This window comes from Serratia sp. 14-2641 (assembly GCF_001692375.1).
Taxonomy (GTDB): Bacteria; Pseudomonadota; Gammaproteobacteria; order Enterobacterales; family Enterobacteriaceae; genus Chania; species Chania fonticola_C.
Genome location: NZ_LXKR01000028.1, coordinates 484125 through 502423 on the forward strand (window position 1 = coordinate 484125; position 18299 = coordinate 502423).

Sequence of the window (18299 nt, forward strand, 5' to 3'; positions counted from 1 at the left end):
GTTATTTACTCCCTTCCCCTAAAAGCTCTGTCTGATAATCACCGGCCGGGTAACGGAATGGTACCGGCCCATCGGCAATACCATCCAGAAACTGACGCACTCGCGCATCAGGATTGTTCTGTAATTGCGCTGCCGAGCCTTCGGCAATCACATGGTGATCCGCCACAATATAGGCGTAATCCGCGATACTCAAGACTTCTGGCACATCATGGGATACCACGATGCAGGTGATCCCGAGCGCGTTATTCAGCTCATCGATCAGCTTGACCAGCACGCCCATGGTGATCGGATCCTGGCCAACGAAGGGTTCGTCGAACATGATCAATGTCGGATCCAGCGCGATGGCACGCGCCAGGGCAGCTCGCCGGGCCATCCCGCCGGAAAGCTCGTTCGGCATTAGATCTGCCGCGCCGCGTAGCCCTACGGCTTCCAGCTTCATCAGCACCGTGCTACGCAGGATTGGCTCTGGCAGGCGGCTGTGCTCACGCAACGGGTAGGCCACGTTCTCAAATACCGTCAGATCGGTGAACAGCGCTCCCGACTGAAACAGCATGCTCATCTTCTTGCGTGACTCATACAACTGATGGCGCGACAGCGCCGGGATGTTGTCCCCATCAAACCAGATCTCACCGCAGTCCGGGGTCAACTGGCCACCAATCAGGCGTAACAGCGTGGTTTTACCAATGCCGGACGGCCCCATGATGGCCGTCACTTTGCCACGGGGAACCGTCAGGTTGATGTCTTCGAATATCAGCCGATCGCCGCGAGAGAAGCTCATGCCGCGCACTTCGACCAGATTATCTGCCTTCTGGTGCATGTTTATTGATCCTGTACAGGCTATTTTTTGCCAAATCATCCGTGATGGTAAAGCAATAGGGGCGATACGTCCTATTTTTACCGAAACTTACCCTCAATGCGCTACCAATGATGCCATAGGTTTTACTTTTAGGCTCCAGACGGTCAAAATTAGGAAATAACGCAAAAAAACAAAATTGTTCGATTTTTATACCCTTGGATTTCAAGTTGCAGCTTGAAAGACGACGGGTATAGCCGGGAAAATTCGTTGTTATGTGCAACGAGGGGTGTGCAAGCTGGCCGATGATGGTCTTTAACCAACGAAACGGGATTATCATACCCTATGGATTTCAAGCCGCAGCTTGAAAGACGACGGGTATACCCAATATAGGACCCTGAATGTTTCTCGCAATAGTACTGTTGATCGTTGGTTTATTTTTACTGGTGTATGGGGCAGATAGATTAGTTTATGGTGCGGCGGTGATTAGCCGCTCGCTGGGGGTTCCCCCGTTGATTATCGGCATGACGATAGTCGGTATAGGCACTTCGTTGCCAGAATTGATCGTGTCGGTCACCGCCGCCCTCAATGGGCAGACCAACCTGGCGGTGGGTAACGTGATTGGCTCCAACATCACCAATATTTTACTGATCCTGGGGATGGCGGCCCTGATCCATCCGCTGTCGGTTCGCTCCGAAGTGTTACGGCGTGAACTGCCACTGATGCTGGGGGTTATCCTGTTGTGCGGCTACGTGCTGATGGATAACACCCTGAGCCGGTTCGATGGCGTACTGCTGCTGTTGGCCGCCACCGGTTTTATTCTGCTGATGCTGAAAATCGCCAGGCTGGCGCAACGTGAAGGCAACGACAGCCTGACGGTGGAGCAACTCGCCGAACTGCCACAGGACAGCAGCAACACCGTAGCCATTCTCTGGCTGGTGCTGGCCTTCATTATTCTGCCGCTGTCATCAAGGATGATCATCGATAATGCTTCGGTGATTGCTCACTACTTTGGCCTGAGTGAACTGGTGGTTGGCCTGACGATTATCGCCATCGGTACCAGCCTGCCCGAATTGGCCACCTCGATCGCCGGAGCACTAAAAGGCGAAGATGATATGGCGGTAGGGAATATCATCGGCTCGACGATTTTTAACACGGTGATCGTGCTGGGCGTCCCTGCCCTGCTATCACCGGGCAGTATCGATCCCGCAGCCTTCCAGCGCGATTACTGGGTGATGCTGGCGGCCGGTATCCTGCTTGCCGCGCTGTGTATTGGCCGCAAACATCGTATCGGTCATCTGGCAGGAGCTCTGTTATTATGTGGCTTTATTGCGTATCTTGCAGTGCTGTTCTTTAACCCTTTCAGTACGTTCGGCTAACCGTTGAGAATGAGTATGTCATCTAACCAGTTGCAACCGGGCTTTGACTTTCAGCAGGCCGGCAAAGAAGTGCTTCAGATTGAGCGTGATGGCCTGGCCCAGCTCGATCAGTACATCAATGCAGATTTTACCCGGGCATGTGAAGCGATAGCCGGATGCTGCGGTAAAGTCGTGGTCATGGGTATGGGTAAGTCCGGCCATATCGGCTGCAAAATTGCCGCTACGCTGGCCAGTACCGGAACCCCAGCGTTCTTCGTGCATCCGGCGGAGGCCAGCCACGGCGATCTGGGCATGGTGTCGGCACAGGACATCGTGCTGGCGATTTCCAACTCCGGTGAGTCGAACGAAATTCTGGCGCTGATCCCGGTGTTGAAACGCCAGCAGATCCCACTGATTTGCATGACCAACAACCCGGAAAGTTCGATGGGCAAGGCGGCAGAAGTGCATCTGTGCATCAAGGTACCGCAGGAAGCTTGCCCACTGGGCCTGGCCCCTACCACCAGCACCACCGCCACCTTGGTCATGGGCGATGCGTTAGCCGTAGCGCTGCTGAAGGCCCGCGGCTTTACCCCGGAAGATTTCGCCCTGTCTCACCCTGGTGGTGCACTGGGCCGCCGCCTGCTGCTGCGCGTGAGTGATATCATGCACAGCGGCGACGAAATTCCGCACGTCAGCCCCGAAGCCTCGCTGCGCGACGCGCTACTGGAGATCACCCGTAAAAACCTGGGCATGACGGTAATCTGCGACGATCTGATGAAAATCGCCGGTATTTTTACCGACGGTGACTTACGCCGGGTGTTCGATATGGGCATCGATCTGAATAATGCCAACATCACCGACGTCATGACGCTGGGCGGTATCCGGGTGCGCCCGAACCTGCTGGCGGTCGATGCGCTCAATCTGATGCAGCAACGCCATATCACCGCCGTGCTGGTTGCCGATGGCGACCAATTGCTGGGTGTGGTACATATGCATGACATGCTGCGCGCTGGCGTCGTTTAATGAAAGGAACCAACTGCATGAGTCTGGTTGAAACCTGTTACGGGCCGGTAGCTGAAGAAGTCATGGCCCGCGCCGGGAAAATCCGTCTGTTGATTTGTGATGTCGACGGCGTGCTGTCAGACGGCCTGATCTACATGGGCAATAACGGTGAAGAGCTGAAAGCCTTCAACGTCCGTGACGGCTACGGCATCCGCTGCCTGAAAACCTCGGGTATCGAGGTGGCCATCATCACCGGGCGTTCGGCCAAACTGCTGGAAGACCGGGCAAAAACGTTGGATATCACCCATCTGTATCAAGGGCAGTCCGATAAGCTTTTGGCCTTCCGTGAACTGTTGGATAAACTGTCCCTGATGCCAGATGAAATTGCCTACATCGGCGACGATCTGATCGACTGGCCGGTCATGGCCGAAGTCGGTCTGGCCGTCGCGGTGGCCGATGCGCATCCATTATTGTTACCTCGCGCCCATTATGTCACCCGTATCAACGGTGGCCGTGGTGCGGTACGCGAGCTGTGCGACCTGATCCTGCTGGCACAAAACAAGCTGGAGGACGCCAAAGGGCTGTCAATATGAGTAAAACCAAACTTTGGATCACCCTCTTGCTGACCGTGATCGCGCTGGCGCTGATTGGCTGGAACATGGCCGATTTCAGCGATGACGACAATTCGGTACCGGTCAACAACCAAGACCCGACCTATCAGAGCCAGCATACCGTAACAGTGGTATACAATCCGGCCGGGCAGCTAAGCTACAAGCTGGTGGCAGAAGAGGTTAAATATTACACCGCCGATGAGTTAAGCTGGTTCACCCAGCCGGTGATGACGCTGTTTGATGAGCATGCCGTGGCCACCTGGTCAATACGCGCCGATCGCGCCAAGCTGACCAAAAACCGCATGCTGTATCTGTACGGCCACGTGGAGGTGAACAGTTTGACAACCACCTCACAGCTGGAAAAAATTAAAACCGATAATGCCCAGATTAATCTGGTCACCCAGGACGTTTCTTCTGATGATGAAGTGACCCTGTTCGGCACGAATTTCACCTCTAACGGCATGAAAATGCGTGGTAATCTGCGGAACAAAACCGCTGAGCTGATTGATAAGGTCAAGACCAACTATGAAATTCAGAACCAAAAGCCAACTCCGTAATCTGTTGATCGTCAGCCTCGTTTTGACCGCCAGCTCCCCCGCATTGGCGTTGAAATCCGACTCTGACCAACCGGTAAGTATCGACTCGCTGAAACAGTCGCTGGATATGCAGAGCAACGTCAGCACCTTTACCGACAACGTGGTGATCAAGCAGGGCACCATCGAGATCAAGGCCGACAAGGTCGTGGTCACGCGCCCGGGTGGCGATCAGAACAAAACCTATATTGAAGCGTTCGGCAATCCGGTAACCTTCTACCAGATGCAGGACAACGGCAAGCCGGTGAAAGGCCATGCGCAGAAAGTGCGTTACGACGTCGCGACGCAGCTGATCACCCTCACCGGCAACGCCTATTTGGAACAGCTCGATAGCAACGTGAAAGGTGACCGTATTACCTATCTGGTGCCACAGCAGCAGATGCAGGCGTTCAGCGATAAAGGCAAACGCGTGACCACGGTTCTGGTGCCATCACAGTTGCAAGACAAAAACGGTCAAAAGAAGAGTAACTAATTACTTATGGCAACACTCATCGCAGAAAACCTGGCGAAAGCCTACAAAGGCCGCAAAGTCGTTGAAGACGTGAGCCTGAAAGTGAAATCTGGCGAGATCGTCGGCCTGCTGGGGCCAAACGGTGCCGGTAAGACCACCACTTTCTACATGGTGGTCGGCATCGTTCAGCGCGACGCCGGGCGCATCGTGATCGATGACGAAGATATCAGTATCCTGCCGCTGCACGCCCGCGCACGCCGCGGTATCGGTTACCTGCCGCAGGAAGCCTCTATCTTCCGCCGCCTGAGTGTTTACGACAACCTGATGGCGGTGCTGGAGATCCGCAACGATCTCACCAGTGAGCAGCGCAACGATCGGGCTATCGAGCTGCTGGAAGAGTTTCATATCTCCCACCTGCGTGACAACCTGGGCCAATCGCTTTCCGGTGGTGAACGCCGCCGCGTGGAGATTGCCCGTGCGTTGGCCGCCAACCCGAAATTTATCCTGCTGGATGAACCTTTCGCCGGGGTTGACCCGATTTCCGTTATCGATATCAAGAAAATCATCGAACACCTGCGTGACAGCGGCCTTGGCGTGCTGATCACCGATCATAACGTGCGCGAGACGCTGGACGTGTGCGAACGTGCCTATATCGTCAGCCAGGGTAAGCTGATTGCCCACGGCACGCCGGACGCCATCCTGGCCGATGAGCAGGTCAAACGCGTTTATCTGGGCGAAGAGTTCCGCCTGTAGGTTCCAGCGGCAGGCCAACAGGCCGCCGTTAACGGAAGTAGCAGAAGATTATGAAGCAAGGTTTGCAACTCAGGCTCAGCCAGCAACTGGCCATGACCCCCCAACTTCAGCAGGCAATCCGCCTGTTGCAGCTGTCCACGCTTGAGCTCCAGCAGGAGATCCAACTGGCACTAGAGAGCAACCCGCTGCTTGAACAGACAGAAGACCAGCACGAAGAGATCGACACCAAAGAAAGCGTCGAGACCGAAGGGCTAGACACCCGCGAAGCGTTGGAACAGAAGGACATGCCCGAAGAGCTGCCTCTGGATGCCACCTGGGATGAGATCTATACCGCCGGTACCCCTTCTGGCACCGGTACCGACTATGGCGATGACGAACTTCCTGTCTATCAGGGCGAAACCACGCAAACGCTGCAGGACTATCTGATGTGGCAAGTGGATCTGACGCCGTTCTCTGACACCGATGCCGCCATCGCCACCTCGATCGTCGACGCCGTCGATGACACCGGCTATCTCACCGTACCGCTGGAAGACATTCTGGAGAGTATGGGTGACGATAATGTGACGATGGACGAGGTCGAAGCGGTATTGAAGCGCGTACAGCGTTTTGATCCAGTCGGCGTCGCTGCTCGCGATCTGCGTGACTGCCTGTTGATCCAACTTTCCCAGTACGCCAAAGACACGCCCTATCTGGCGGAAGCCCGCCTGATCGTCAGCGAGCATCTGGATTTGCTGGCTAACCACGACTTTCGCAGCCTGATGCGAACAACTCGCTTAAAAGAAGATACACTGAAAGAAGCGATGGTGTTGATCCACTCACTCGATCCGCGCCCTGGGCAGTCGATCAATACCGGTGAATCCGAGTATGTGATCCCGGACGTGTTGGTACGCAAGGTGCAAGATAAGTGGGTGGTGGAGCTTAATGCAGACAGCATCCCACGGCTGAAAATCAATCAGCAATATGCGGCACTGGGCAACACGGTGCGCAACGATGCCGACGGCCAGTATATCCGCAGCAATTTGCAAGAAGCGAAGTGGCTGATCAAGAGCCTGGAAAGCCGGAACGACACGCTGCTCAAGGTGACCCGCTGTATTGTCGAACAGCAGGAGGCGTTCTTTGAACAGGGTGCAGAATTTATGAAGCCCATGGTGCTGGCGGATATCGCCCAGGCCGTGGAAATGCATGAATCGACAATCTCACGCGTGACGACGCAGAAGTTCCTGCACAGCCCGCGTGGTATTTTCGAATTGAAGTATTTCTTCTCAAGCCATGTGAATACCGACAGCGGTGGCGAAGCCTCCTCTACGGCGATCCGGGCATTAGTGAAGAAATTGATCGCGGCGGAAAACCCTGCCAAACCGCTTAGCGACAGCAAGCTGACCACGATGCTTTCCGATCAGGGGATCATGGTGGCGCGGCGCACCGTTGCCAAGTACCGAGAGTCTTTGTCCATCCCGCCGTCCAACCAGCGTAAACAGTTGGTTTGACCTCTATAGAGAAGGAAGACATTATGCAGCTCAACATTACCGGACACCACGTCGAAATCACCGAACCAATGCGTGAGTTCGTCAACACCAAGTTTGCCAAACTCGAGCAGTATTTTGACCGCATTAACCAGGTATATGTCGTACTCAGTGTGGAAAAAGTGCAGCAGATTGCGGAAGCAACGGTGCATGTGAATGGGGGCGAGTTGCACGCCACCTCGGAAAAAGAAGATATGTATGCCGCAATTGACTGCCTGATCGACAAACTGGCGCGTCAATTGAACAAACATAAAGACAAACTAAAGCAACACTGACATTCTGAGCCGTTATGCAATGCGTAATGGCCCATATCGTAGTCGCATTGGCTACACGGCAACCCTCGGCGCAGCACCTGTATGGGTATGCGCCGATAAGCCATCAGGGTTAAACAGGCGAAAAACCGTTTCATGAAGGTTATCAGCGCAAGCCTACTTTCCAATGGTAAAGCAGGCTTGCAATAAAGCGACAGGACGCGGTTTTAAGTGAAGATGAGATGAACAACGAAATAATGCAATTAAGCTCGGTGTTAAACATCGAGTGCACCAGAAGCTCGGTACACTGCACCAGCAAGAAACGGGCTTTGGAAATTATCAGCGAGCTGGCGGCCAAGCAGCTTAACCTACCTTCGCAGGTGGTGTTTGACGCAGTACTCACCCGGGAACGTATGGGCAGTACCGGTATCGGCAACGGTATCGCGATCCCACACGGCAAACTGGAAGAGGACACTTTGCGGGCCGTTGGCGTGTTTATCCGCCTTGAGCAACCTATCGCTTTTGATGCCATTGATAATCAACCGGTCGATCTGCTGTTCGCCTTGCTGGTACCGGCCGATCAATGTAAAACTCACTTGCATACGCTGTCGCTGGTCGCTAAACGGCTGGCCGACAAAACCGTGTGCCGCCGCCTGCGCGCAGCGCTGAGCGACGAAGAGCTGTATCAGATCATCACCGAGTAACCAGCGGCTGGCGTGACTTTCCGCCATGAAAACGCTACTGTTTTACTTACGATATATCCGGGCCGTGGCCCGGATAATAGATCCTAACGGTGGCGATGAGCGCCATTGAGATGCCAGGGGAGTTACCACATGGTGCTGATGATTGTCAGCGGCCGTTCCGGTTCGGGGAAATCCGTCGCCTTGCGGGCGTTGGAAGACATGGGTTTTTACTGCGTTGATAACCTGCCCGTGGTGTTGTTGCCACAGCTGGCCCAGACGCTGGCCGAACGTAATAGCTCCGCTGCGGTAAGCATCGACGTCCGTAACATGCCGGAATCGCCGGAAGTGTTTGAATATGCAATGACCCAACTGCCGGAGAGCTTCACGCCGCAGCTGCTGTTCCTTGATGCCGATCGCAACACTCTGATCCGCCGCTACAGCGACACCCGTCGCCTGCATCCTCTGTCTGCCAAGAACCTGTCGCTGGAAAGTGCGATCGATGAAGAAAGCGATCTGCTGGAACCGCTGCGTTCCCGTGCCGATCTGATCATCGATACCTCGGAAATGTCGGTGCACGAACTGGCAGAAATGCTGCGTACCCGTCTGCTGGGCAAGCGCGAACGCGAACTGACAATGGTGTTCGAATCCTTCGGTTTCAAGCACGGCATTCCTATTGATGCCGATTACGTGTTCGACGTCCGTTTCCTGCCCAACCCGCACTGGGACCCTAAACTGCGCCCGATGACCGGCCTGGATAAGCCCGTGGCCTCGTTCCTCGATCGCCACACCGAAGTGCACAACTTCATCTACCAGACTCGTAGCTATCTGGAACAGTGGCTGCCGATGCTGGAGACCAACAACCGCAGCTATCTGACCGTCGCCATAGGCTGTACCGGCGGTAAGCACCGTTCGGTGTACGTGGCTGAACAGTTGGCAGATTATTTCCGTTCACGCGGCAAGAACGTGCAATCACGTCACCGCACACTGGAAAAGCGTAAACAACAATGACGGTCAAGCAGACGGTTGAGATCAAGAACAAGCTGGGCATGCATGCACGCCCGGCGATGAAACTGTTTGAACTGGTGCAGAGTTTTGACGCCGAAGTGCTGCTGCGTAATGACAGCGGCACCGAAGCGGAAGCCAGCAGCGTAATTGCGCTGCTGATGCTGGATTCCGCCCAGGGCCGCCAGATCGAAATTGAAGCCACCGGGCCGCAGGAAGAGCAGGCACTGGCAGCAGTGATTGAGCTGTTCAACTCAGGCTTCGACGAAGACTGATCCCCCGACAAATAACCTCACTATTGTAGGGCGCTGCAAGCTGCGCCCGTCCAGCTGTCAATATCTCATCATCACCGATTTCAACTCGGTATAATGTTCGATAAACGCACTGCCGAACTCTCTACCCATCCCCGACGATTTCACCCCACCGAACGGCAACGCCGGATCGAGGAAGGTGTGCATGTTGATCCACAAGGTGCCCACTTCAATCCGCGGGATCATGCGCATCGCCTTGCTGAGATCGTTAGTCCACAGGCTGGCGGCCAGGCCATAAGGCGAATCGTTGATCATGGCGAGCATCTGCTCTTCGTCCTCATAGGCCAGGAAAGTGCCCACCGGGCCAAAGGTCTCCTCGCGCATTAAGGCATCATGTGGCCCGTTAGCGCGGATCGCCGTCGGTGCAACAAAGAAGCCTGGACCTGCCAACGCCTGACCGCCGCAGACGATCTGGCTGCCATCAGCCCGTGCCTTGTCAAACAGCGCCAGTACCTTGCGGTAATGTGCCTCGTTGGCCAATGGCCCCACTTCCGTGCTCTCATCCAGCGGTGAGCCTACCTTCATGGCCGCCAAACGCTGCGTCAGCTTTGCCAATACCTCGTCGATATGGCTGGCAGGCAGGTAGAAACGTTCCGCTGCGGCACAGATCTGGCCCTGATTCAGGTAACCCGCCTCGATAATGCCGTCGACCATCTTGTCGACCGAGACGTCCGCCAGAAACGCGGCGGCATTCTTACCCCCCAGTTCCAGCGTGGTACGCACAACCCCTTGCTCCATCGCCGCTTTCCCCACCGCGATCCCGGTAGGCACCGAGCCGGTGAAGGTCACTTTGGCACAGCGTGGATGGGCGATAAGCATAGGGCCAAGACGAGCGCCCGAACCGTTGATCACGTTGAGTGCGCCAGCCGGGATGCCCGCTTGCGTTGCCAGCTCAGCCACCCGCAGCATGGTTAGCGGCGTGTATTCACTCGGCTTGAGCACCACCGTACAGCCGCAGGTGAGCGCCGCAGCCAGCTTCCAGATGGCGATCATGATCGAGAAGTTCCACGGAATGATGCCGACCACCACGCCCAACGGCTCACGCCGGGTAAATGCGCTGTATTGCTCACCCTGGAAGGAAGGCAATGAAACGTTCAGCGTTTCCCCGCTGATTTTGCTCGACCAGCCGGCAAAATAACGCAGGAACTGCGAGGCCATATCGATTTCCAGCCCGCGAGACAGCTGAATGGTTTTGCCGGAACACAGGCTTTCCAGCTGCGCCAGTTCCTCTCGATGGGTTTGCAACAGATCGGCCAGGCGCGTCAGGCAGTTACCACGCTCTAAGGGCGAAACCTGTGCCCAGCTACCGTGGAAAGCGTCAAAGGCCGCCTGCATCGCCGCATCGACTTCAGCCTGGCTGCCTTCATTCACCTGCGCGATAGCCAGCCCGGTTGCCGGGTTAACCACCGCAAACCTTTCTACGCCTACCCCGGCTACGGATTGCCCATGAATGTAATGGCCCTGCTGGCGGTCCAGAAATGCCGTGACCTGTGGCAACAGTGTAATATCCGTCATCGTATCGCCCTCCTTGCGGGTTAGCCTTCGACAATCGCCAGATAATGCTTCACAAAACGATCGGAGGTGATTTCCCAGCGTACTGGGGTGCCCTTCTCAACAAACCAGGAATCCCCGGCCTGATACTGTACCGACTCGCCGGTGTTCTCATTGGTCAGCGTTGCCGTGCCTTCCCATACCGTGGCATGTTCCGCAAACGGGTATTCCATCACGAAGGTGCCACGGGTGCAGCTGAAGACACCGCAATTCAGGTTGTCCGTTGGGGCGCCAAAAATCATCGCCACGCCGACGTTAGGTTCACCGGCGACCACTGTGGCCCCCAGGTTGCTGACGCTGCCAATCTGTTGTAGTTCTGGGAGCGCTTGCTTAAGCAGTAATGGTTTCATGGTTTTTTCCTTTTAGATCAGTAATAAGGGGGTCAGAACTAACGACGCCCCTTCCAGTAGCCGGAAGTCTGGTGCCAAACCTTGCCCGCGGTGGTCATCACACGGCGCAGCTTGTCTTTGCCAAAAATATCCACGTGCGGGATCGAACTCATCAGGTCATAACGATCGGATCCCTCACTCATTCCTTCCGCCAACACCTTGCAAACGATATGGCTCGGCGTCACCCCAAAGCCGGAATAGCCTTGCACGTAAAACACGTTATCGTGCTGCGGCAGGGTGCCGATCTGCGGGAACAGATTGGCGCTGCAACACAGCGGCCCTCCCCAGGCCAGGTCGATCTTCACGTCCTTCAGATACGGGAAAACCTTCAGCATCAGGTTGCGGTTCCAGGCCTTCAGGTCTGAAGGAATATATTCGACCAGCCGGGTAGCGCTGCCGAACAGCAGGCGGTTCTCGTTGGTGACGCGGTAATAGTCGATCACCGGCCGGATATCGCTGTAAGCCCCACGGATTGGGCTGATCTGGTGGATCAGCTCGTCAGACAGTGGTTCTGTCGCTAACTGGAAGGCGTAGGTATTGATGGTCTTTTTGTAGATAAAGGGATCCATGCCGTTGAGGAAGCCGTTGCATGCCCACAGCATCTTGTTGGCGCGTACCGATCCCATGGCGGTACGCACGGTAATGCGCGGGCCATATTCCACATTCAGCACGTTGCTGTTTTCGAAGATTTTCACCCCGTAACCACTTAGCGCCTGGGCCTCCCCTAACAGCAGGTTGAGCGAATGAACGTGGCCACCCCCCATGTGTTTCAACGCACAGGTATAAGCATCAGATCCCACCACCTGCTTCACTTCGGAGCCGGTATAGAGTTCGATCTCTTCATCCGGTGAGACTGCTTTGAACTCTTTGAGCCAGGTACGCAGGGTCTTTTCTTGCCTGGCGTTGCTGCCGAGGTAGCCATAACCAAAGCAGAAATCGGCGTCGATGGCGTACTTTTTAATCCGCTCGCGGATAATCCCGGCACCAAGGTTGCTGATCTTGAAGATGGTTTCTAACCCTGCCGGACCAACGTGACGTTTGATCTTCTCCAGATCGTGGCCGATCCCGGCCATCACCTGGCCACCGTTGCGGCCCGTCCCGCCGTAGCCCAGGTGGCGGCCCTCCAGAATAGCAATATTGGTGATGCCTTTTTCCGCCAGTTCCAGCGCCGTATTAATGCCGGAAAAGCCACCGCCGATGATCACCACGTCAACATCCAGATCCTCTTCCAGCGTGGGGAAGCGCAGATCGTATTTCTTGGTCGCCGCGTAGTAGGTTAACGATTCGATTTGATTATTCATTGCTGCACTCCCTTTACCCATTGCCTTAGCCTGGATTATCAGCAGAGCGTGGGCAGGCGGCTATGTCCCTTTAGGGATATTCGCAACACTTTTTTAACATTATGCCGTACGGCGCAGGGGGGTACTCAAGAACAGACTGAACAACTCGGCCTGAGAACCAATATTCAGCTTGCCGTAAATATTCTTACGATGATTTTTTACCGTGCCCAGGCTGATAAACAGCCGTTCGGCGATCTGCTGCGATCCGTTGCCGCTCAGGATCAGATCGACGATCTCACGCTCACGCGGGCTTAACGCATAGCGCGCCTGGGCTGCGCTATCTACCAGTGGGGCGGAGGGAGTGGGCACATTAGCTGCAACCACCACTTCCCCATGCAGCCGCGCCACGCTTTTTACCAGCGTCAACGCGCCACGCAGGTCAGCCAGTTGGGGATAACGCACGCCGACCGTTTGCCGGGCCGAGCCGAAAAAGATGCCTAGTCCGCGTTCCGGCGTCAGTTGCAGCAATACGCCTGCCTCGTCGTGCCAGCCGGTTTTACGGTAAAAGTTACGGTAGTAATCCGTTTGGTAAAAACCACAGGGAGCCAGTTGCCGCAGCGTAAACACATCGCCATGGCCGCCGCCGTTCAGCGCCTGGTAAAAGGGATCTTCAAGGTAAGCACCCTGCTGGTAAATCTGGTTTACCGCATCGCTGTTTTCTTTCTCGGTTTTCATCAGACAGCGCGGTGCCTGACCATATTCGAAGGCGTAGACGATGGCATTATCAAAGGCGAAGAAGCCCTCCAGATAAACCAGGAGGCTGGCATAGAATTGGCGGCTCGCTACTGCGTCGATCACCGCCGATAATCTTTCGACCTGAATATTCATTTCGCCCCCGAAATCATTAACAAATTAACAATCAACTTTCCGCAACGTATCAGCGACCGACATTGGGCCAATAAGCTATAAAAAGCATTCAATTGGCCAGAATGCAAGGGTATTACTGTTTACATGTTAATCAAATCACAAGTTAGGCCCCTGCAACGATTAACCACACAATTCGAGTTGATTAATATCTTAACAATTTCGCGTTAAGCGACGGAAAAGCGTTGGTTCGCCTAGCCAGGCTGAATTATGCTGTGGTTTCGATGCCCAAATGCGCCAAGGAGAGAGCATGACCACTAGTCTGATGATCGCCAACCGGCAGGCCTGGTTTGGCAAGGGCAGCATCCAACAACTGATCCCACTGCTCCAGGCCGAGTCGCACACTACGCTGCTGTTCACCTGCCGATCGTTTCTTAACGGTCCCCTCTATGCTGAACTGGCCCCGGCGCTGACGCCGTTGCTGGTGGGCAGAGAAATTGTCGCCCATGAGGCCTCCCCGCAAGAAATCGACCAATGGGTGGCACGCTGGCGAGGCCAAGTGCAAAGAGTGGTCGCCATCGGTGGAGGTAGCGTGCTGGATGCCGCCAAGGCGTTCGCTGCCCTGATCGAACACCCGCTGCCAACCCTGCGTTACATGGAAAAAGTGGGTGACAGCAAAATCAGTGGCGCAACGCTGCCGTTGATCGCCATTCCTACCACCGCAGGCACCGGCAGCGAGGTAACGCAAAACGCAGTGATCACCGATACTCAGGTCACCAAGGTGAAAGCCTCATTGCGGCATAATAACTTTGTGCCGCAGGTGGCGATCCTCGATCCTGACCTGCTGAAGGGAGCGCCAGACCACGTACTGGCCTATTGCGCTATCGATGCCTTCACCCATCTGTTTGAAGCCTACCTTTCCAAGACCGCCAGCAGCCTGTCGCGCGAGATGTCGTTGAGCGGTATCCATCACTTCCTTTGCGCCTGGCCGGTGCTGAAACAGAGCGATGAAGCCCGCGAAGCGATTATGCAGGCTTCCTATCTGGGTGGCCTGACGTTGAGTATGGCTGGCTTAGGTGTGATCCACGGCATCGCGGGTGAGATAGGGGCATTGCGTGATTACCACCACGGCCAGGTGTGCGGCCGCCTGCTGCTGCCGTTTCTTGAATTGCTGGGGGAAAGCGAGCAGCCGCAACAACGTGCATTAATGACCGAACTGGCCCTGCGGCTATTCCCTGAAGAGCAGGACAGCCCGGCGCGCTTTTTGATCGACTTTATCACCCGCCACGCCATCGCCCCGTTCTGGCAGGACGAGCTATCCCTTAGCAAGGCGGAACTGGCCATCGTACTGGAGAAGTCCAACAGCAAGAATTCCTGGCTCAGCTACACTACCGAGCAACGGAGAGTAATGATCGATGGGGCGTTCTTGATTGAATGATAATATAATCAGAACTATAGGATCGCAGGAGCACAACAATGAGTTTGGTTGACTGGATTTTAGGCGGCATCGCCCTGGGGCTGATCGTCGGCGCGCTGATGAAGATATTCGGCAAGAAGAAAGACGATTAATGCGGTGCTCCCCCTCTGCCTTCAGAGGGGGAAGCCGTTAAATGCGGCTCAGGCAGTCCAACGCTACCGCTTTGAAACTGTCGAAATTGTCACTGCCCAGCAGGCGGGTCATCGAACGTTCGCGCACAAAGGTGACGAACAGATCGTAGATCGCCATCGCTTCCTCATAATCGTTTTTGCTGATTGCCAGCAAGAAAATGACGTGTGCCACCCCACCTTCTCCCCACGGAATGCCCTGTGGTGCCAGCAGAGTGACCACAACGGTCTTTTTCGCCAACAGCCCCAGAGAGTGCGGCAGAGCAATCCCCTCCCCCAGCAGGGTAGAAACGATGTCCTCCCGCTCAACGACCGAAGGGTAGAAATCACTGCCCACATAGCCTTCCTGCTCCAACTGAGCGCAAACTTTGCTAAACAGCTGCTCCTGCGTTAACGGCTCGTTGACGATCATAAAGTGGCTGGCATCAAAGAATTTTTCCAACATATACGGCTTGGTACGATCGACCAGCACCAGCTTGCCCAACTGCTCTAGCTGATACTCCGTTGGGAACGGCGACATCACCACAATCGGCTTGTTCTTCTCGCTGATGCGCGCATTGGAAATGATGAAATCTTCGTCGATACTGGCGAGAATTTCGTAATCACGCAGCGAAACGATGCGCGTCACCACCAGTTGCGGATATTTGCGCGCAATCTGGGCCTGGATCATCCGCACCGTAGAGTTACCGGTATCGCACACCAGCATCACCTGCGGATGGCGCTCATAGCCAATGTTGTAGTGCCGCTCCAGGCCGACGCCAATATGCAGCACCAGGTAGCCGATTTCGTTCTCGCTCAGGGTATAAGGCGTGTGTTTACCCCAGCTCGATACCGCCGCCAGCGTCACATCATAGGCCATCGGATAATGCTGCTTGATATTGGCCAACAGCGGGTTCGGGATATTGATCTGGTATTTCACCCGAGTGATCATGGTTTTGATATGGGTGAGCAGATCGGCCCGCAGCTGCTTGTCGTTCTGCAGGTTGTAGTTATAGTGCGAGTTGATGTAGGACAGGATGTAATCCACCAGCGCCTCTTCGTCATCGGCGTTGATTTTGGTCGGCTGTACTTCCTGCACTCTTCTGGCAGCGATGTTGACCCGCAAATAGGCCTCTTCCGCCGCCGCAATCTCTTTGCCCGTGGCCTTGCTCAATTCACTCGCCAGCCAGGTTGACGCTTTGCGCACTGCATCATCACCGTCTTCCACGTCAAAATCCTGTAGCGGATAGCCGTCCATGATGCGCCGCAGCGCCACGGCACAGTAGAAGATCAGGTATTGCTCGCCCTCATCGGTCAGACGAATGGCATATTGCGACAGCAATGGGTGCAGCAGTCCGGCAAAGGTCAGTACCTGCGGCTGATGGAGGATGTCATTGTTCAGCAATGGGTTTTCCGCATCCGCCAGATGCAGTTGAAACAACAGATCGGTCAGGCAGGAGCGGATCGCCATTTCCGCACCAAACAGCTTCATACCGTAGCGCGGCTTGGTCTCGATGGTTAACTGGTAATGCGCCAGACGCTCCCTCACCTCAGCCATGTCGTTTTGCAGCGTACCCCGGCTGACAAACCATTCATCGGCCAGATCTTCCAGCTTCATCGAGAAGGCTGAGGTCAAAAAGCGAATCAACAGATAATGCACCCGCTCCTGCGCGCTGCGCGGCGTGGCGTGCTGTTTACGTTCCCGATGCTGGAGTGCGCTAAACCGGGCCTCATCATCAACCTGCAGGCGATATCCTGCCCCGCGGCTGTGGACAAACTGCGCACCATAACTTTCCAGAATATCGTTCAGCGCGGTGATATCGGCGCGTACCGTGCGGGTAGACACGGCAAAACGCTTTGCCAGCTCGTCCTGCGGCAACGTTTCGGACTGCAAGGCATCGAACAGCGATGCCAAACGTGGGTAGGGAAATCTCACCATTCTCTTTCCGTTATGAACGTGCCCGCCTAAGGGGTCAGGCGGGCAACTGGTTACTTCGCAGCTGGCAAGAACACTATTTGTGAAGGGCTGCCCACCGGGGTGTAGCCTTCAACAAAACTGAGCTTACCGCTGAGCTGGTCTACGCTAAAGCGGGTTACGTTATCGCTACGCTGATTCATGGCATACAGATAACGGCCACTCGGATCCAGGGTGATGGTGCGCGGATAATCACCTCGCGTCCAAGTCTCTGCCACCGGTTTCAGCTCACCCTCACCGCTTACGCTGAACTGCGCAATGCTGTTGTGCAGGCGATTGGCGACATACAGATTTTTACCATCCGCAGCCAAGGCAATGCCAGCGGCAAAGCTGGTCCCCTTATAATCGGCAGGCAGCGTTGAAACTGCATGTAACTGTTTCAGCGTCCCCTTTTGGCTATCAAAGCGGTAGCTGGTTAGTGTAGATGCTTCCTCATTGATTAGTAGGACAATTTTACCATTTGGATGAAATATGAAGTGGCGCGGGCCGGCTCCGGCGGAAGAGGCGGCGATCCACGGCGGATCGTTCGGCGTCAGCTTGCCGCTGGCGGCATCGAAACGCCACTGGTAGATACGATCCAGCCCCAGATCGGTAGAGAACACAAACTTGCCGCTCGGATCGCTGGCGATCATATGCGCATGCGGGCCATTGTGATCGCTGATGGCAAAGCTGCCTTCCACCGCGGCGGCGGGTTTGGCAGCGCCCGCAGGGCCAATATCTTGTTGCACAGAACTGGCTGGACCCAACTTGCCTTCGTTGTCGATCGGGAACGCCGCAACGCTGCCGCTGACATAGTTAGCCACCAGCAAATGACGGCCATCCGGCGTCAGAGAAAGGTAAACCGGCCCCGCACCTTGTGAATCCACCTGATTAAGCGGCGTCAGGCTGCCGTCCTGTGGGTTGATGCGATAGGCGACAATGCCCCCGTGCTGGGTGCCATTAAAATCTGCCACCTCGCTGGCAACGTATAGCGTCTTTCCTTTGGCATCGGTGACCAACTGGGCCGGATTAGGCAGGCTGCTGACCAGCGTCTTGGCACTCAGCGCCCCGGTTTTCGCATCCACCTGCATGCGATAAACTCCCTCACCGTTCGGGTTATAGGTACCAATATAGGCAAAATGAGACGACGTGGGTTTCATTGCATCCTCAGCATGTAACGCCGGGCTGGCGATAGCCAACAACGCCAGGGACAGCGCGCTCCACAGCGGAGCGATTCGTAATTTCGAAGCCTGCCAGTTTCGCATAGTTATCCTTTTGACCGATAGATAGGGACAAAAAGATGCCCCTCACCCTAACCCTCTCCCGAAGGGAGAGGGGACCGAACG

General features: G+C 55.3%; 19 protein-coding genes. 12 read left to right on the forward strand and 7 right to left on the reverse strand.

Annotated elements, in window-relative coordinates; genetic code table 11:
* Position 1 precedes the first annotated feature (1 nt).
* Complete coding sequence (gene mlaF, locus A6U95_RS12725; RefSeq protein ID WP_024530621.1) at positions 2-817, reverse strand: phospholipid ABC transporter ATP-binding protein MlaF; 816 nt, start codon at positions 815-817, stop codon at positions 2-4.
* A gap of 377 nt (positions 818-1194) precedes the next feature.
* Here mlaF and A6U95_RS12730 point away from each other — a divergent pair, with 377 nt between their 5' ends.
* The 11 genes from A6U95_RS12730 to npr all read left to right on the forward strand — a co-directional run bounded on the left by A6U95_RS12730 (position 1195) and on the right by npr (position 9295).
* Positions 1195-2172 (forward strand): calcium/sodium antiporter, encoded by a 978-nt coding sequence (locus A6U95_RS12730; protein ID WP_065684742.1) that lies wholly within the window; start codon positions 1195-1197, stop codon positions 2170-2172.
* 15 nt (positions 2173-2187) lie between these two features.
* Positions 2188-3174, forward strand: a complete 987-nt coding sequence (gene kdsD, locus A6U95_RS12735; protein WP_065684743.1) for an arabinose-5-phosphate isomerase KdsD — start codon at positions 2188-2190, stop codon at positions 3172-3174.
* Between the two features lie 17 nt (positions 3175-3191).
* Positions 3192-3746 carry a 3-deoxy-manno-octulosonate-8-phosphatase KdsC gene (kdsC, locus tag A6U95_RS12740; protein ID WP_024483713.1) on the forward strand — a complete coding sequence of 185 codons (555 nt, stop codon included), beginning with the start codon at positions 3192-3194 and terminating at the stop codon, positions 3744-3746.
* On the forward strand, positions 3743-4321 hold the full coding sequence (gene lptC / locus A6U95_RS12745) for an LPS export ABC transporter periplasmic protein LptC (RefSeq protein ID WP_021806958.1): 579 nt from the start codon (positions 3743-3745) through the stop codon (positions 4319-4321). Before kdsC ends, lptC begins: the two co-directional genes overlap by 4 nt.
* Positions 4290-4829 (forward strand): lipopolysaccharide ABC transporter substrate-binding protein LptA, encoded by a 540-nt coding sequence (gene lptA / locus A6U95_RS12750; RefSeq protein WP_024483715.1) that lies wholly within the window; start codon positions 4290-4292, stop codon positions 4827-4829. The genes lptC and lptA overlap by 32 nt, the downstream gene beginning before the upstream one ends.
* A gap of 6 nt (positions 4830-4835) precedes the next feature.
* Positions 4836-5561, forward strand: a complete 726-nt coding sequence (lptB, locus tag A6U95_RS12755) for an LPS export ABC transporter ATP-binding protein (protein ID WP_021806959.1) — start codon at positions 4836-4838, stop codon at positions 5559-5561.
* Between the two features lie 50 nt (positions 5562-5611).
* Positions 5612-7048 (forward strand): RNA polymerase factor sigma-54, encoded by a 1437-nt coding sequence (gene rpoN / locus A6U95_RS12760; protein ID WP_021180701.1) that lies wholly within the window; start codon positions 5612-5614, stop codon positions 7046-7048.
* Positions 7049-7071: 23 nt separating this feature from the next.
* Positions 7072-7359 (forward strand): ribosome hibernation promoting factor, encoded by a 288-nt coding sequence (gene hpf, locus A6U95_RS12765; RefSeq protein WP_024483719.1) that lies wholly within the window; start codon positions 7072-7074, stop codon positions 7357-7359.
* A gap of 218 nt (positions 7360-7577) precedes the next feature.
* A complete protein-coding gene (ptsN, locus tag A6U95_RS12770) occupies positions 7578-8039 on the forward strand; it encodes a PTS IIA-like nitrogen regulatory protein PtsN (RefSeq protein WP_024483720.1) in 462 nt (153 codons plus the stop codon).
* 129 nt (positions 8040-8168) lie between these two features.
* The gene (rapZ, locus tag A6U95_RS12775; RefSeq protein ID WP_021180704.1) at positions 8169-9026 is read left to right on the forward strand and encodes an RNase adapter RapZ; all 858 of its coding nucleotides are present in this window, start codon (positions 8169-8171) and stop codon (positions 9024-9026) included.
* The gene (gene npr, locus A6U95_RS12780; RefSeq protein ID WP_021180705.1) at positions 9023-9295 is read left to right on the forward strand and encodes a PTS phosphocarrier protein NPr; all 273 of its coding nucleotides are present in this window, start codon (positions 9023-9025) and stop codon (positions 9293-9295) included. Before rapZ ends, npr begins: the two co-directional genes overlap by 4 nt.
* A gap of 57 nt (positions 9296-9352) precedes the next feature.
* Here the strand turns inward: npr and A6U95_RS12785 are convergent, their stop codons facing one another.
* From A6U95_RS12785 to A6U95_RS12800, 4 genes are all read right to left on the reverse strand, one after another.
* On the reverse strand, positions 9353-10846 hold the full coding sequence (locus A6U95_RS12785; protein WP_065684744.1) for an aldehyde dehydrogenase family protein: 1494 nt from the start codon (positions 10844-10846) through the stop codon (positions 9353-9355).
* A gap of 20 nt (positions 10847-10866) precedes the next feature.
* Positions 10867-11232, reverse strand: a complete 366-nt coding sequence (locus A6U95_RS12790) for a cupin domain-containing protein (RefSeq protein WP_021180707.1) — start codon at positions 11230-11232, stop codon at positions 10867-10869.
* Between the two features lie 38 nt (positions 11233-11270).
* Complete coding sequence (locus A6U95_RS12795) at positions 11271-12572, reverse strand: FAD-binding oxidoreductase (protein ID WP_065684745.1); 1302 nt, start codon at positions 12570-12572, stop codon at positions 11271-11273.
* 99 nt (positions 12573-12671) lie between these two features.
* On the reverse strand, positions 12672-13439 hold the full coding sequence (locus A6U95_RS12800; protein WP_065684746.1) for a LuxR family transcriptional regulator: 768 nt from the start codon (positions 13437-13439) through the stop codon (positions 12672-12674).
* 286 nt (positions 13440-13725) lie between these two features.
* On the opposite strand from A6U95_RS12800, the gene A6U95_RS12805 reads away from it, so the two are divergent.
* Positions 13726-14853 carry an iron-containing alcohol dehydrogenase gene (locus tag A6U95_RS12805; RefSeq protein ID WP_065684747.1) on the forward strand — a complete coding sequence of 376 codons (1128 nt, stop codon included), beginning with the start codon at positions 13726-13728 and terminating at the stop codon, positions 14851-14853.
* Positions 14854-15021: 168 nt separating this feature from the next.
* Here A6U95_RS12805 and A6U95_RS12810 read toward each other — a convergent pair whose 3' ends face one another.
* Together A6U95_RS12810 and A6U95_RS12815 are read right to left on the reverse strand one after the other, a co-directional pair.
* On the reverse strand, positions 15022-16938 hold the full coding sequence (locus tag A6U95_RS12810) for a PRD domain-containing protein (protein WP_065684748.1): 1917 nt from the start codon (positions 16936-16938) through the stop codon (positions 15022-15024).
* Positions 16939-16988: 50 nt separating this feature from the next.
* Positions 16989-18218 (reverse strand): lactonase family protein, encoded by a 1230-nt coding sequence (locus tag A6U95_RS12815; RefSeq protein ID WP_065684749.1) that lies wholly within the window; start codon positions 18216-18218, stop codon positions 16989-16991.
* Positions 18219-18299 lie beyond the last annotated feature (81 nt).

What these genes read in the sequence shown, in the direction of transcription:
- kdsC (WP_024483713.1), top strand. Translation starts at nt 3,192, where the DNA reads ATGAGTCTGGTTGAAACCTGTTACGGGCCGGTAGCTGAAGAAGTCATG.
- A6U95_RS12815 (WP_065684749.1), bottom strand. Translation starts at nt 18,218, where the DNA reads ATGCGAAACTGGCAGGCTTCGAAATTACGAATCGCTCCGCTGTGGAGC.
- A6U95_RS12790 (WP_021180707.1), bottom strand. Translation starts at nt 11,232, where the DNA reads ATGAAACCATTACTGCTTAAGCAAGCGCTCCCAGAACTACAACAGATT.
- A6U95_RS12785 (WP_065684744.1), bottom strand. Translation starts at nt 10,846, where the DNA reads ATGACGGATATTACACTGTTGCCACAGGTCACGGCATTTCTGGACCGC.
- kdsD (WP_065684743.1), top strand. Translation starts at nt 2,188, where the DNA reads ATGTCATCTAACCAGTTGCAACCGGGCTTTGACTTTCAGCAGGCCGGC.
- A6U95_RS12810 (WP_065684748.1), bottom strand. Translation starts at nt 16,938, where the DNA reads ATGGTGAGATTTCCCTACCCACGTTTGGCATCGCTGTTCGATGCCTTG.
- lptA (WP_024483715.1), top strand. Translation starts at nt 4,290, where the DNA reads ATGAAATTCAGAACCAAAAGCCAACTCCGTAATCTGTTGATCGTCAGC.
- lptB (WP_021806959.1), top strand. Translation starts at nt 4,836, where the DNA reads ATGGCAACACTCATCGCAGAAAACCTGGCGAAAGCCTACAAAGGCCGC.
- rpoN (WP_021180701.1), top strand. Translation starts at nt 5,612, where the DNA reads ATGAAGCAAGGTTTGCAACTCAGGCTCAGCCAGCAACTGGCCATGACC.
- npr (WP_021180705.1), top strand. Translation starts at nt 9,023, where the DNA reads ATGACGGTCAAGCAGACGGTTGAGATCAAGAACAAGCTGGGCATGCAT.
- A6U95_RS12800 (WP_065684746.1), bottom strand. Translation starts at nt 13,439, where the DNA reads ATGAATATTCAGGTCGAAAGATTATCGGCGGTGATCGACGCAGTAGCG.
- A6U95_RS12805 (WP_065684747.1), top strand. Translation starts at nt 13,726, where the DNA reads ATGACCACTAGTCTGATGATCGCCAACCGGCAGGCCTGGTTTGGCAAG.
- hpf (WP_024483719.1), top strand. Translation starts at nt 7,072, where the DNA reads ATGCAGCTCAACATTACCGGACACCACGTCGAAATCACCGAACCAATG.
- rapZ (WP_021180704.1), top strand. Translation starts at nt 8,169, where the DNA reads ATGGTGCTGATGATTGTCAGCGGCCGTTCCGGTTCGGGGAAATCCGTC.
- ptsN (WP_024483720.1), top strand. Translation starts at nt 7,578, where the DNA reads ATGAACAACGAAATAATGCAATTAAGCTCGGTGTTAAACATCGAGTGC.
- A6U95_RS12730 (WP_065684742.1), top strand. Translation starts at nt 1,195, where the DNA reads ATGTTTCTCGCAATAGTACTGTTGATCGTTGGTTTATTTTTACTGGTG.
- A6U95_RS12795 (WP_065684745.1), bottom strand. Translation starts at nt 12,572, where the DNA reads ATGAATAATCAAATCGAATCGTTAACCTACTACGCGGCGACCAAGAAA.
- mlaF (WP_024530621.1), bottom strand. Translation starts at nt 817, where the DNA reads ATGCACCAGAAGGCAGATAATCTGGTCGAAGTGCGCGGCATGAGCTTC.
- lptC (WP_021806958.1), top strand. Translation starts at nt 3,743, where the DNA reads ATGAGTAAAACCAAACTTTGGATCACCCTCTTGCTGACCGTGATCGCG.